Source organism: Ignavibacteria bacterium, from assembly GCA_041649015.1.
Taxonomy (GTDB): Bacteria; Bacteroidota; Ignavibacteria; order Tepidaquicellales; family Tepidaquicellaceae; genus CAIKZJ01.
Map to the genome: position 1 here is coordinate 62,853 of JBAZNU010000007.1, position 14,594 is coordinate 77,446.

The following is a 14,594-nucleotide window of genomic DNA, read 5'->3' on the forward strand; positions in this document are numbered from 1 at the left end:
CATTAGTTTACGAATTGCTGGGCGTAATATTTTGCAGTAAGTTTTTCGCCAGTAGCCTTTTCAATCATATCATTCCAGTAGTATCTTGCACCCGGCATGAAGACTTTTTCCTGCAGATATTTTCCGACTTCCGGCTTGTTTACAAAGCTCTGGTTTTTGAAATCATCTGCTTTCAGAATATTCTTTCCGATGTAGTAATACAGCTGTGAGGCAAGAAGTTCGCCGAGATGATAGTTATGGTAATAACAAGGGAAAGCAGCTATATGAATCTTAGAAGCCCAATCGGGTTCATTTCTGCCCTCGGGTCTTTTTAACAGCTGATACTTTTCAACAAGGTCCCACCAGAGTTTGTTCAGGTCTTGATCGGGATTTTCATACATCGATTTTTCAAATCTGTACATAACCTGCGACCAACGCGAAAAAACAAGCTGCTGAAGTCTTAATGATTTAAAAGCATCATCGGAAATCTTTTGAGCTTCTTCTTCCGTTACAAGTTTCATGTCTTTCATCCAAGTACCGTTTGATGAAAACCTTCCGAAAATCATAGCAATGGCTTCTGTCGTGAATGTATGAGCTGCATCTCTCAGTACAAAGGGCAGATTTTTATTGTCGATATACTTGTCATAAGCTGAGTGACCGAATTCATGAAGCATTGTGTTCATCCATTTTTCGGTTGGTTTAATGTTACAGAGCACTCTTACATCACCCATGTTGTCAATATCCGTGCAATAAGCGTGCTGGTTTTTCCCGGGTTTTTCGTACAGGTCGGAATTTTTAATAACATCATCGATTGGAATTCCGAGTCCTTTGTAATACTCTGCAGTAAGCTGTTCAAGGTTTTTGTCTTTGTAATATGTATCAAGGTCAACTTTGTAAATCTTCGGTGCTTCCTGAAAAAATCTGTTCTGGTAGTGCCATGGCATCAAATCTTCTTTCTTTATTTTATACCTTTCGGCAAAATAAGAATCTATTTCATCTTTTTGTTTCTTGAAAGCATCTTTTGTAAGTACGTCGAGCTCATCGAACAGTTTAAGAATTTCCGCCGGGTCTTGTTCCGAAAGCTTTAGCCTCATTTCGTGATAGTTAAGGTAACCAAGGTCTTTTGCAACTTCATTTCTCATCTTTACGAGTTTCTTAACATCTTCAGCAACGACTGGACCAATCTTTTTATGTGCAATCCATGCTGCTTCAAGTTCTTTCGAATCTTTTGAGGTTACAAGTATTTCTTCAATCTCGTTATCGGAAAGCTTTTTACCGTTCATATCGGCTCTAAAGTTACCGTATTTAACCTCAATCTGGCTTTGTGCATTGTTGATAGCATTCAGCTTTGCGGTATCAGCCTGATTACCGAGAAATGAAAGATAAAGTACGTCCAGTTCCCGTTTTTTTATCGAGTCTGTAATGCCTTTTGAACTATGAATCTTTTTCAGAGTGTTAAAGTCAGCTTTATTTGAAAATATTGCCGTCAGTTTGTTCTGGTATTCGGCAACTTTTTTAAAATCCTCCTCTTTGCCTGAAATGGATGCATTCCAGTAAGCAAGGTTATTTTCTTTGTAAAGAGGAACATATTTAGCTTCAAAATTGTTTAAAAAATCACCAAATTGTTTTACCATTTCGGGGTCCGATTTAAGTGTTTCTTGCGTTTTCTTCTGCTCGCACCCAAAAAATACGGCAGAAATAAAAATCATTAATAAAAATAGGTTTAATTTTTTCATAAGAAAATAATTTAATGTGTAAAAATTGTTATATAAAAATAGTCTTTTTGCTTTACATATTATACGCATTAAGCAAAATAAAGTTAAGAACAATCGCCGGCAAAAGAATATTAACAAAACATGATTTTAGGGGAAATCCGGTGCGAAAAATATATTAAAATGAATCTTTTATTTTATGTATTTTGATGTTAAATTGTGATAAACTAAGTCATTTTTTCTTAATTTAAATAATCTGTTTATGTCAGAACATTTCTCTACCGGAGTAAAAGGTTTACCGGAAAATGCATACAGGGAATTGAAAGAGGGTGAGCTTTACGTACCTCTTATGTCTCCCAAAAGCATAGTACCCGAAGTAAACATTTGGTCCGTTTTCTGGGGATTGCTTATGGCGATCATATTCTCAGCAGCAGCTGCATATCTTGGATTAAAGATTGGTCAGGTCTTTGAAGCTGCTATACCTATTGCTATTATTGCTGTTGGGTTAGCATTCATAACCAAGAGGAAGAACGCTCTTGGAGAAAATGTTATTATTCAGTCAATTGGAGCAAGTTCAGGGGTTATTGTAGCGGGTGCAATATTTACAATTCCCGCACTTTATATTCTTGGTCTTGAAGTTCAGTTCTATCAAGTATTTTTATCTTCACTTCTCGGTGGATTTCTTGGAATTCTATTTCTTATTCCATTCAGAAAATATTTTGTTTCGGATATGCACGGGAAGTATCCATTTCCTGAAGCGACTGCAACTACAGAAGTACTCGTATCGGGAGAAAAAGGCGGAAGTCAGGCAAAGCTCCTGCTTGTCAGCGGTTTGATAGGCGGTATATACGATTTTATTATAGCAACTTTCGGCTGGTGGAGTGAAGTTTTCACGACGAGAGTGTTTGCGTTCGGAAGCGAATTGGCAGAAAAATCAAAGCTGATTTTTAAGATTAATGTTGGTTCGGCTGTACTCGGACTCGGGTATATTGTCGGTTTAAAATATGCAGCGATTATCTGTGCGGGTTCATTTATCGGATGGTACATGATAATTCCTATAATCAATTATTTCGCTCCGGGAATAACCGTTCCGCTTGGAGCGAATATTACAAAACTTGTCGGGGCGATGTCCCCTGAAGATATATTCAGAGCATACGTTAGACCTATTGGTATAGGCGGAATTGCAATGGCTGGAGTAATTGGTATAATCAGGTCGTCAAAGATAATCAAATCTGCATTCGGTCTTGCAGTAAAAGAAATTTTCGGAAAACATGAAGGAAAGCATGAGATACTGAGAACACAGAAAGATCTGCCAATGGGAATTATAGTTGCTGGTGTTCTTCTTGTTGCAGTCATAGTCTTTGTTTTCTTTATGTTTGGAGTCGTTGATAATATCGGATACGCATTTCTCGGACTTGCAATTGTTATGGTAATAGCATTCTTGTTTACAACTGTTGCCGCTAATGCTATAGCAATCGTCGGAACAAACCCTGTTTCGGGTATGACGCTAATGACGCTTATTATTTCTTCTGTCATTATGGTGTCAGTCGGTTTAACGGGTAATGTCGGTATTGTAGCCTCAATGATAATTGGGGGTGTTGTCTGTACTGCTCTTTCAATGGCAGGCGGATTTATAACAGATCTAAAAATTGGTTACTGGCTCGGTTCTTCTCCTTACAAGCAGGAATCATGGAAGTTTCTCGGTACAGTACTATCAGCTGCCACAGTCGGAGGTGTTATAATTATTTTAAACCAGACATACGGGTTTAAAGGAGATAATGCACTGGTAGCTCCGCAGGCTAATGCAATGGCGGCTGTAATAGAGCCAATGATGTCCGGTAAGCCTGCTCCGTGGATGCTCTACGCTGCAGGTGCTTTCATGTCATTGATTCTAACAATGATCGGAGTTCCCGCACTCGCTTTTGCACTCGGGATGTTTATTCCTCTTGAACTTAATACACCGATATTACTCGGCGGTATTATAGCAAACTTTGTTTCTAAGAGAAGCAAAGACGAGAAGTTGAACAATGCAAGACGCGAAAGAGGAACACTGATTGCATCAGGCTTTATTGCAGGAGGTGCATTAATGGGTGTAATAAGTGCAGTTCTAAAGTTCAGCGGAATCAACTACGTGAATGAAGCATGGTTTGAATCACATTCGGCTGAAGTACTTGCACTTGCAATGCTTGTAATACTTTGTGTATATTTTATTTGGGATTCTTTAAGGGGGAAGCCGGACGCAGATTAAAAATCTTTTATTATTTTTAATACAATCGTCATGGCAGAATTGTTGTACAAAGATTTGACTGAAAAGATTATCAAATCTTTTCTTGAGGTTTATAATTTGCTCGGTTATGGGTACTCAAGAGATGTGTACCTCGAAGCACTGTACGTCGAGATGAGAAACCATGGACTTGTTTTTGAGCGTGAAGTTCTTAAAGACGTATTTTACAAAAGCAATAAAGTAGGACAGTACAAATTTGATTTCGTAAATGAGGATAAAGTTCTGGTAAGAGTTGAGACTGTCGAGAGAGTTAATGCAGCAAATGAATTCATACTCGTTAATCAGTTAAAAGCTACTAATTATGAAATCGGTTTGCTCTTAAACTTCGGTAAAAGGCCGGAAGTAAAAAGGAAGATTTTTCAAAACGCAAGAAAAGTATTTAAAAAGGAGTTATAAATAATGAAGCAGGAAATTAAGGAAAGGTTTTTCAGGTACATAAAGATAGACACTCAGTCTGATGAGAGTTCTGAAACCTTTCCAAGCACAAAAAAACAATTTGATTTGTTGAATCTACTGAATAAAGAGCTGCAGGAATTCGGGCTTAAGTCGGAGATTGACGAGCACGGTTACGTTATGGCAACTCTTCCATCAAATATAAAGAAGAAAGTTCCCGTCATAGGTTTTGTTGCGCACGTCGATACGAGTCCGGATATGTCAGGAGAGAACGTTAATCCGCTTGTCTGGGAAAATTACGACGGAGGGGATATTACCATCAATAAGGAATTGAAACTTGTTCTTTCTACGGAACTCTTCCCTGATTTAAAAGAGTATAAAGGCGATACAATTATTACGACTGACGGTACAACATTGCTCGGAGCAGATGATAAAGCCGGGATAACAGAAATTATGACTGCTGTCAAGTATCTTATTGACCATCCTGAGATAAAACATGGAGAAATTAAAATCGGCTTCACTCCCGACGAGGAAATCGGAAGAGGAGTTGATTTTTTCGACGTTAAAAAATTCGGTGCTGAGTTTGCCTATACTATGGATGGAAGCCATGTCGGAGAACTTGAATTTGAAAACTTTAACGCCGCTAAACTTACCGTTAACATTCAAGGCCGAAATGTACATCCAGGTTACGCAAAAGATAAAATGCTTAACTCTATGCTGATTGCGATGGAATACAATGCATTACTTCCTCCGAACATGCGTCCTGAATTCACAACCGGGTACGACGGATTCTATCACCTTATAAGTATGAACGGTACTGTTGAAAATACCACAATCACTTATATCGTTCGCGATCACGATAGAACTAAATTTGAGAGTAAAAAGGTGTTTGCTCAGCAGTGTGCTGATTTCCTTAATAAGAGGTATGGTAAAGATGTCGTAAAAGCTGAACTAAAAGACCAATACTTCAACATGAGGGAAAAAGTTGAACCTGTTTATCACATTGTAGAAGTAGCCAAACAAGCGATGATTGAACTTGGCATTGAACCAAAGATTATGCCGATTCGCGGCGGCACAGACGGCTCAAGACTTTCCTACATGGGTCTTCCTTGTCCGAATGTCTTCGCTGGTGGTATAAACTTCCACGGCAAGTTTGAATATGTTCCGCTTGAGTCCATGGAAAAAGCAACAAACGTTGTTATTAAAATAGCAGAACTCTACGCCAAAAAGGACTGGTAAAATTTCTTACTTTTATAATATTACTGCCGTACATAGAAATGTGTACGGCATTTTGTTTCTTGAAAATAAATACTTAATAAATATTCAAATACCTCTTGATAAAAAACTTTAGAATAATTATATTATATAGTGCTTAAAATAAGCCGATATTAATGATTTATCTTTAATATTGAAAAGATTTAATCATTGTAATATCATATATTTAACCTTCTTGAATACACCCTCAATCCAACCTGAATACACCCTGAATCCAATTGTGAGAGTCTTCCTGCCCGCTTGTAGTACTCTTGCGGCCCGCTCAGTTCATGCAAATTTCACAAATAGCAATAAAACATAGTCATTTCGCTATTGTCTACTCGTTTCTGTATTAATTTTCATCATATGGCAAGAAATTTACAGTTATTTAAAATTTTTAAATAGAAAAACAAAGCAGGTGCCGAATTTTTCGACACCTGCTTCAATAGGAAACACTAAATAGAAACTTAGCGTATCAATATGCTTGCTATAAGTATAGCAAACAGTGAAAGCGAAAACACAAATGCGTATAATACGCCTCTCGTGTCTTTGCTTTTGAAGTAGCAACTTCCGTGATACCTGCAATTAGAGCAAAGTTTCACATCGCTCTCAGTACATTCTACCACAAGGGGTTCAACTTCTGAATGGATTACTTTAATCATAACCCTGCAACTTAATAGTTCGTAAAAAACAATTAAAAAAGAAAAGAACTAATAGATTTAAAACTGAATAACTTTAGACCCGGATTTCTAGGGAAATAATTTAGTTCTAAACTAATAAGTTTCATACAAAGGCTATGATAATTTAAAAAATATCCGCATCCTTTGTACTCCTATAATGACCCTTGTTTATAGTTAATGTAAAATATACATAATAAATCTAAATAAACATCCAATAATTTCTGAACTAAATTAATTTTTTTTCAAAAATGGTACTATATTGGAACTTAAATAATTAGAAATTTCTTAAAACGACACTTCCCGTCTTTTCATCAAAAGTCATAAATGCTCCGTAATGTGCTGGAATCATGTTGCAGCCATTCATATTAGTTATATTCCTTTCAAATTAAATTTATCTTTATTAAGATAATTATTTAATTTGTAGATTAGCAGTGTTCTGCTCAATGGCTTTGAAATATAATCAGTACATCCTGCTACTAAAGCATTTCTCCTGTCTTCGATCATTGCATAAGCAGTCTGCGCTATAATTGGTATGTCCTTGTTAAATTTTCTTATCTCCTTTGTGGCATCAATCCCGTTCATTATTGGCATTTTAATATCCATCAATATCAATGAAATATCATTCCGTCCTTTTGCTTTGTTAACAGCCTCCTCGCCGTTCGCTGCTCTCATTATTATCAATCCTTCCTTACTCAGTATCTTCTCGATGTATTCATAACTTACATCATCATCTTCCGCTATCAATATTTTGTCGCTTTTTTGGAAAGCATATTTAATCGGCTCGCTCGGCTCTGATATTGTTATCGTTTGCGAAACAGGATTGTAAGGTAATGAAAAATAAAATATGCTTCCTTCATGTAACTTTGATTCAACCCATATTTTACCGTTCAACAATTCAATGTATGCTTTAACTATCGATAATCCCAAACCCGACCCCTCATATGAACGTGTGTATGGCGATAAATCACCCTGTACAAACCTCCCGAATATTGCATCGACTTTTTCTGCTGGTATACCGAATCCCGTATCACGAACAAAAAATATTAGACTGTTCTCCTTAACGTAATTTCCAAATTCTATAAATCCTTTACTCGTAAACTTAATTGCATTCTTTATTAAATTTGTCAGTATCCCGTCTATTTTATGCTTATCCGATATTATTATCGATTCTTCCTTCTGAATCTGCTCCGTAATTCTTAATTCTATTCCCTTATCATTCGCCTGTTGTTTAAAAAACTGGTAATGATATTCCATTATTTCAGATATATTCACATCACTAAAACTAAGCTGGAGTTGCCCCGCTTCAATTTTTGATATTTCTATTATATCATTTATCGTGTTCAGCAGGCGTTCTCCGCTTTGATTTACTATCTTTATATATTCGCTCTTGCTATCCTCGCTCAAACTCGGCTCTTTCAGCAAGTCCAGAAATCCTAATATACCGTTCATTGGTGTTCTTATCTCGTGACTCATGTTAGCAAGAAATGCCGATTTCAACTTGTCGCTCTCTTCTGCTTTTTGTTTTGCACTTTTCAGATTCTCAATTAGTTTAAGTCTTTCTGATATCTTCCATACATTGTCCATCAGCAATTTTAACTGACGTTCGTCCGGTGAATCATAATCTGTCTCTTTGTTAGCAACACCCGCTACCGCTACTATTTCATTGTCAACAATTACTGGTATAGTCAAGAATTTCTTCAACTTCACATGACCCTCAGGCGTACCCTGTTTTAATTCATTTTCCGCCTCATAATCATTTAAAATAATCGAACGTCTCTGCCGAACTGCCTCTCCCCAGCAGCCTGTGCTGTCTAGGTCATATATTGTTCCCTGATTTTCTACATTGCATTCACTCATCACATCTTTTGACCACGTGTTCAACGTGAATTGTCTCGTTGTTCCATTGTAGAAATAAATATATCCAATTTTACTGCGTGTCAATTGAATTGCCTCTTCAAGCGCAAAGTCAAGCAGCTCTTGATTGGAACTCGTCTGAAATTGTGAAATCTTTAGCAGGCTCTCAAGTCGCTCATTGTTTAAAATTATCTCCTCCGTTTGATTCCGTAGTATTATTTCATTCGCTTCTGAAAGTTCTTTTGCATTTAATATCTCTTCTTCAATCTTCTTCTGTTCAGTTACATTCGTAAAATTAATTACCAAAAGTACTTCTTCATTTTCTCTCCTTATCGCTGATATCCTGTTATTCCAGTATTCATATATACCCGCTGGATTTTTCATCCTTGGCTCGTATGTTTGAGGTAGTCCTGTCTCCAATGCTCTTTTAATTGCTTCATCACAATCTCTCTTATCTTCAGGCGTTAGAATATCTTTTATGTTTGTGCCCAGTATTTCTTCTTTCTTATTTCCAGGAGTTACTCTGTTTATATCAAGAAATACTCCGTTAATATCAGTTAATGCTACAATATCAGGTGAGTTCTCAAACAATATTCTGAATTGCTTTTCTGTCTCCTCAACTTTCTCCTTCTCCTTTATAAGTTCTATTTCCGCATTCTTTCTTGCGGTTATATCAGAGATTATTGTGACAAATTGGTTCTTTAACGGGCTGAATGCCTTCACTTCATAATGTTTGTCGAGTTCTTCTGCATAATCCTCAAAATATATTGGCTCTTCTGTTAATGCAACTTTACCGTACCTTTCTATCCATTTCTTTTCTAAATTAGGCAATACTTCGAGAACCGTCTTTCCAACTATATCTTTCGAATTTAATCCCGTCATCTTTTCATACATTGGATTCACTGCAAGAAATCTATAATTAATCGGTCTGCCTTCTTCATCGCAGATTATTTCATGTAATGCAAATCCATCAAGCATTTCTTCAAATAATTTCTTGTATTCCTGCTCTGTTTTGCGGCTGCTTGTTATGTCTCTGGCTACTTCAAACATTATTCCTTCCTCTGGATATGGATGTGAATTCCATGAGAGTATTCTATAACTGCCGTCTTTGCATCGGTATCTGTTCTCAAATTCATAAATTCCTTTTCCCTCAATTATTTCCGCCTTAATTTTATTCATTAAATCTACATCATCCGGATGAACGAATTCATTCCATGGTTTCGATAATAGTTCCTCCGCACTCCAGCCGAGTGTACTCGTCCATGCAGGATTTAGTACTTTTAAATATCCGTCATAACCCGTGATACATAACATTTCAATCGAGTGTGTGAATATCTTGTCGCTCGTCTTAAGTTTTTCTTCAGCTTTTTTACGTTCTGATATATCGATGATTACTGCAACGTAATATCCTTCATTCCCTGACTCCATAAACTGCAGGTGAACTTCTATATCGTAAATAGAACCGTCTTTTCGTCTATGAAATGTCTCAAATACAAACTGCTCTTTTTTACCCGTTTTCAACAGAGATACTACATCTATAAAATGTCTGTAATTATCTCCTGTATTCTTTGTTGAGGGGTCTATAAAATTAAGAAATTGTATTAAACTGTCTTCAGGCACAAGGTCTAATGGAGTCATATCATAAAGCTCCTCAAGAGTATACCCTAAGTTATTAATAGCTGCTTTGTTCACATACTTGAATTTCAGGTTTTCTGAATCAAGTAGAAATATCTCGTTTAGTGAGCTTTCAAATATCTGTGCAAGTTTTTTGTTCTCTTCTTCTACCTTTTTTCGTTCATTTATATCAATGTGCGTCCCTAACATTCTTAAAGGCTTTCCAAAACTATCATATTCAGTGATTTTTCCCGTCGAAAGTATCCATTTCCATTCTCCCGATTTTGTTAGATCTCTGAATTCTACACTGTATTCAGTACTGAGTCCGTTAAGATAATCTTCATACAACTTAATGACCCTTTCCTTATCATCAGGATGTAACCTGGAGTTCCAAGCTTCGTGAGACTCCGAAAATTCTTCTGGTTCAAAACCTATCATTCTTGCATATTCAGGTGTAATAATTGCCTTGCCAGACTTAATGTCTAAATCATATATACCCTGCTTTGATACAGCTAAAGCAAGCTTTAATCTTTCCTCATTTTCCCTAATTTGATTTTCTGCTTTTTTTCTTTCTGTAATATCAGTATATGATGCTTGTAAACAAACACCCTCACCTTCATTATTTACTACCCGGCTTGTCAATACCTCTACATCAAAAACGCTGCCGTCCTTTTTTATTCCTTTAAACTCCCCATTCCAGAAACCTGTATCCTGCACTATTTTCAATAAGTCCTTTGCTTCATTTTTAAATTTCCAGAATTCTACTCCGTTTTTACCCAGTACTTCAGATTCCGAGCTGTATCCCCACATCTTTAAAAAAGCAGGATTTACATAGTTCAGGTAACCGTTCATATCTGAGGTTACGAAAGCATTAGTCGATGATTCTATTGCCCAGTCCTTTACCCATAATTCATCTTCAGCTCTTTTCTTCTCGGTTATGTCTTTCAATGAACCATACAAAATACTTTCTTTATTCGATTTCAAACTTTTAACGCATTCTGCATGAGATTCTACCCATTTGATATTCCCGTCTTTATGTTTTATTCTTAATTTACAAACAGACTGCATACCGGTCTTCAAGCCTGTCACATTTTTGTTAAATAACTCATTGTCTTCATCTGCAACAATAAATTCCCAGAATTTCTTTGACATTATTTCATTGATTGAATATCCGCAAATTTTTTCCGAAGCACCTGCCATCCAGTTGATACTGTAAACACCGTTTTTATCAGCAGTGCACGAATAAACAATATCCGTAATAATTGAAGTAACTCTTCTGAATCTTTCTTCACTAAGCAAAATTGATTCACGCATTTTATTTTCTTCCGTAACATCCCTAAATACAATAACTGCACCAACTATATCACCTTTTCTATCCTTTATCGGTGCTGCTGAATTTGTTATTAAAAATTCTTCACCTTTTACTGTGATAAGTTTTATACCGTATGAAAGGCATAAAGCATCCCCTGTGATTAATGCCTTTTTAATGAGGTCTTCAGATTTTTTCCCGGTTTTACTGTCAATAGTAACAAAAAATTTATTAAGAACTTTATTTTCCGCATCGGCAAACTTTATTCCAAGCATGTTTTCAGCCCTCGGGTTCATGCCCGTTATTCGTCCTTTAATGTCAGTTGCAATTACTGCCTCTGCGATTGAGTTTAAAGTGATACGTAGATTTTCATTTATGTCGTGTGCCTTTTGCTCTGCTTTTTTGTAAGAAGTAATATCTCGTAAAAAAGCCATTCCACCATCCAAACCATTATATCTGAAAGGAACTCCGGATACTTCAACGTTAATGTACGTGCCGTCAATCTTCTTATGGACTTGCTCTACTAAGAGTACTTTTTCCTTTTTCTTGTTTAATTTCTTAATTCGTGATTCAATTATTTCGTGATAATCCTTGTGAATTCTTTCTTTTACAGGTTTACCCACTAGTTCGCTCGGGCTTTTTGCTCCGTATAATTTAAGACACTTTTTATTTACATAAGCAAATTTTGAATCTGTTTGTATGAAGACAGCTTGTGGAATATTTTCTAAAACAAGATTTATCATGTCCCCGACATTAAGAACGTTCTCCTTGCTCTTTTTTTCTTTATCAATTTCAGTATAATATGATATGAAGTAATCTTTTTTAACGTTGAAAGATGATATTTTATACCATTCATTAGTGTGAATTGAAAAATATTCAAACTCATGCTTTCCATTCTTTGCAGACATTATCCTGCAGAATGAGATTAAATTAAAATTTTCATTCGATTCAAATGAAAATATTTCTGTAAATTTTTTTCCAATAACATCCTTTGCTTTTTTACCCGACATTTTCTCGAAGGCAGGGTTTATTTCTATGTATTGATAATCTATCGGTATGCCTTTTTTGTCTTTTATTATTTTATGGTATGCATACCCGAACGGAGCATGCATTAAAATTGACTGGGGAATACTTGTATTCATAATTAAAATATTTTATTATGATTGAAACACTCTAATTATATTAATTTATACATTCAGATGTAACTTTTCTATACTTTAAATAGTGCATTCTCAATTTAATTTTTTTCTATTAAATTCGAGTAAGAGGTATTTATACGTGTATCCGGTTCCAATAATTGAAACCAGGGAAATAGTTACAATGAAATTAATATCAGTGTATCGATTCTTACCTCAGTGACATTACAAGCAAATACCACAAAAATAAAGTAATAAACGATACCGGTATTCCCAGTCCAACCATTAAGTTCGCAAGCTTCGGGTTCAAATCATAAGTGACTGCCATCACAGAACCCATAACCATCGGCGGCATTGCTGATTCAACGAGACTAACATCTATTTCCATTCCCCTTTGATTCATAATAATAAAGTAAATCAAAAAAATTAAGGAAGGTGCGAGTATTAGTTTGAATAAAAGTCCAACAAAAAGCTCCCTGTATGGTAAATGTCTCAGTGATACTTTCAACTGCAATCCAACAGATATTATTGCGAGAATGACTATTAATCCGCCTAGTTTTTCAAGAATAAAAGAGGTCGTTTCAGTATGAACAAAGCCAACCATTTTTAAGAACATAGCTAAAATTGTCGCAATAAACGAAGGGTAAGTAAGTATATCTTTAATCATCTTTTTTGTGCTGAAATCCCTTGATGAGTAAAAAGAAGACACTATAACTCCGAATGTTGCGAGAATGACAAAACTTCCAACCTGATCAATTATTACACCGGTCTTAAGACTTTCATTTCCGAACATTGTCACTAAAACAGGGAATCCAACAAATGACGAATTGCATAGTCCTGCAGTCATAATAAGTGAACCGGTTGTCTGTTTGTCCCACTTGAATACTTTTGCAAGCAATACAAAGAAACACAGTGCAAACCCAAAAACTATATACATCGAAGCCGCGGGATATATAATCTGTGACGTGACTTCAACCTGCGGTATGTAGAGTAGAGCTAAAGCAGGCAGTGATATATTAATTACGATAAAGTTCAGTACTTTATGAGCGTCATTGGGAAATGATTTAATCTTTCGAAGTAGCACTCCGGCAAGTAAACAAATGAAAATTAATATTATATTTCCCATAGCTCAAATTAGCTATCGTCAATCATAAATAAAATGAATATGATTCCTGTTGAATGAAATTTTTTGTCTGACTTTTACGTTTAAGCATATAACAATTAAACAAAGGAGATAAATCAATTTATGAAAATATCAGAAATTTTAGTAACAGTATTATTAACCATTTTAATCTCGCTTAATTCTTATGCAAAAGATCCGGGAGAAAAAGTTGAGGATTTTACAATCGTAAATTATGACGGTACACAGTACAATTTGAATACAGCTCTTCAAAGCGGGTATGTAGTTATAATGTTCTGGTCAACAGAGTGCCCTTACGTGCAGCCTTTTAACGACAGAATAAATAATTACGTTAATGCATATAATGGAAAAGGAATAACGTTCTGGGCAATAAACTCAAACACTACGGAAAGCGTTGAAAGGGTAAAACAGCATCACGAAGAGAATAAATATGTGTTCCCGATGCTAAAAGACGAAAATAGCGTTGTTGCTGACCTGTTTGAAGCAACTCGGACACCAGAAGTATTCGTTCTGGGGAAAGATAGAACAATACTTTATCACGGCAGAATTGACGATAATAGCAATGCTGAAAAAGTGTCCTCAAACGACTTAAACAACGCTCTTAATGAACTGACAGCGGGTAAAGAAGTTACTGTCAAATTAACTAAATCATTCGGTTGTACAATTAAAAGGAAAGATATGTAGTCATGAAAAGAATTATTTTAGCTTTAATAATATCCTTCACTTTTGTAAACGTTTATTCTCAGACAGTAAATCCGCTCAAATCAGTTGAAGACCTAAAAGAAATTCAAAACTCGGTCAAAGGAAAAGTTGTACTGTATAACTTCTGGGCTACATGGTGTAAGCCTTGTGTTACGGAATTTCCCGAACTGATAAAACTTTATAACAACTATAAGGATAAAGATTTTGCTTTGGTGTTTATTTCCATCGATGCGGTAGAGGAATTAAGGACTAAGGTAATCCCGTTTCTCGAAAAGCAGGGTGTTGATTTTGATACTTACTATAATGATTTCAAAAATCCTGAAGATCTTATTGATTTTTATGATAAACAATGGGAAGGAGCTATTCCATCAACTTATATATACGATAAAGACGGCGTCCTCAGCACTAAACTTATCGGAGGCAGAAATTATGAGTTCTTTGAGAACGAAATTAAGAAATTAATAAATTAGATCCATAGTTTTTAGTAAAAGAAAGGTACGAATGATTTAATTCGTACCTTTCATATTATATACCAT

Annotated in this window: 9 protein-coding genes; 5 read left to right on the forward strand and 4 right to left on the reverse strand. The window is 35.7% G+C overall.

Annotated features, from left to right (window positions below):
* Positions 1 to 2: 2 nt before the first annotated feature.
* The gene (locus WC644_11380) at positions 3 to 1,715 is read right to left on the reverse strand and encodes a M2 family metallopeptidase (protein ID MFA5012538.1); all 1,713 of its coding nucleotides are present in this window, start codon (positions 1,713 to 1,715) and stop codon (positions 3 to 5) included.
* Positions 1,716 to 1,953: 238 nt separating this feature from the next.
* Between WC644_11380 and WC644_11385 the strand changes: the two genes are divergently transcribed.
* Genes WC644_11385 through pepT form a run of 3 tightly spaced genes read left to right on the forward strand, consistent with a single transcriptional unit; the run spans position 1,954 to position 5,607 of the window.
* Positions 1,954 to 3,939 carry an oligopeptide transporter, OPT family gene (locus WC644_11385; GenBank protein MFA5012539.1) on the forward strand — a complete coding sequence of 662 codons (1,986 nt, stop codon included), beginning with the start codon at positions 1,954 to 1,956 and terminating at the stop codon, positions 3,937 to 3,939.
* 30 nt (positions 3,940 to 3,969) lie between these two features.
* Positions 3,970 to 4,371 carry a GxxExxY protein gene (locus WC644_11390; GenBank protein ID MFA5012540.1) on the forward strand — a complete coding sequence of 134 codons (402 nt, stop codon included), beginning with the start codon at positions 3,970 to 3,972 and terminating at the stop codon, positions 4,369 to 4,371.
* Positions 4,372 to 4,374: 3 nt separating this feature from the next.
* A complete protein-coding gene (pepT, locus tag WC644_11395) occupies positions 4,375 to 5,607 on the forward strand; it encodes a peptidase T (protein ID MFA5012541.1) in 1,233 nt (410 codons plus the stop codon).
* 482 nt (positions 5,608 to 6,089) lie between these two features.
* Here the strand turns inward: pepT and WC644_11400 are convergent, their stop codons facing one another.
* The 3 genes from WC644_11400 to WC644_11410 all read right to left on the reverse strand — a co-directional run bounded on the left by WC644_11400 (position 6,090) and on the right by WC644_11410 (position 13,341).
* The gene (locus tag WC644_11400) at positions 6,090 to 6,284 is read right to left on the reverse strand and encodes a hypothetical protein (GenBank protein MFA5012542.1); all 195 of its coding nucleotides are present in this window, start codon (positions 6,282 to 6,284) and stop codon (positions 6,090 to 6,092) included.
* Between the two features lie 387 nt (positions 6,285 to 6,671).
* Positions 6,672 to 12,221, reverse strand: a complete 5,550-nt coding sequence (locus WC644_11405) for a PAS domain S-box protein (protein ID MFA5012543.1) — start codon at positions 12,219 to 12,221, stop codon at positions 6,672 to 6,674.
* Positions 12,222 to 12,426: 205 nt separating this feature from the next.
* On the reverse strand, positions 12,427 to 13,341 hold the full coding sequence (locus tag WC644_11410) for an AEC family transporter (GenBank protein ID MFA5012544.1): 915 nt from the start codon (positions 13,339 to 13,341) through the stop codon (positions 12,427 to 12,429).
* 120 nt (positions 13,342 to 13,461) lie between these two features.
* Here WC644_11410 and WC644_11415 point away from each other — a divergent pair, with 120 nt between their 5' ends.
* Positions 13,462 to 14,040: a redoxin domain-containing protein gene (locus WC644_11415; protein MFA5012545.1), complete on the forward strand. Its 579-nt coding sequence runs from the start codon at positions 13,462 to 13,464 to the stop codon at positions 14,038 to 14,040.
* Between the two features lie 2 nt (positions 14,041 to 14,042).
* Positions 14,043 to 14,528, forward strand: a complete 486-nt coding sequence (locus tag WC644_11420; protein MFA5012546.1) for a TlpA disulfide reductase family protein — start codon at positions 14,043 to 14,045, stop codon at positions 14,526 to 14,528.
* The last annotated feature ends 66 nt before the right edge of the window (positions 14,529 to 14,594 follow it).

What these genes read in the sequence shown, in the direction of transcription:
- WC644_11420 (MFA5012546.1), top strand. Translation starts at nt 14,043, where the DNA reads ATGAAAAGAATTATTTTAGCTTTAATAATATCCTTCACTTTTGTAAAC.
- WC644_11405 (MFA5012543.1), bottom strand. Translation starts at nt 12,221, where the DNA reads ATGAATACAAGTATTCCCCAGTCAATTTTAATGCATGCTCCGTTCGGG.
- WC644_11410 (MFA5012544.1), bottom strand. Translation starts at nt 13,341, where the DNA reads ATGGGAAATATAATATTAATTTTCATTTGTTTACTTGCCGGAGTGCTA.
- WC644_11390 (MFA5012540.1), top strand. Translation starts at nt 3,970, where the DNA reads ATGGCAGAATTGTTGTACAAAGATTTGACTGAAAAGATTATCAAATCT.
- WC644_11415 (MFA5012545.1), top strand. Translation starts at nt 13,462, where the DNA reads ATGAAAATATCAGAAATTTTAGTAACAGTATTATTAACCATTTTAATC.
- pepT (MFA5012541.1), top strand. Translation starts at nt 4,375, where the DNA reads ATGAAGCAGGAAATTAAGGAAAGGTTTTTCAGGTACATAAAGATAGAC.
- WC644_11400 (MFA5012542.1), bottom strand. Translation starts at nt 6,284, where the DNA reads ATGATTAAAGTAATCCATTCAGAAGTTGAACCCCTTGTGGTAGAATGT.
- WC644_11385 (MFA5012539.1), top strand. Translation starts at nt 1,954, where the DNA reads ATGTCAGAACATTTCTCTACCGGAGTAAAAGGTTTACCGGAAAATGCA.
- WC644_11380 (MFA5012538.1), bottom strand. Translation starts at nt 1,715, where the DNA reads ATGAAAAAATTAAACCTATTTTTATTAATGATTTTTATTTCTGCCGTA.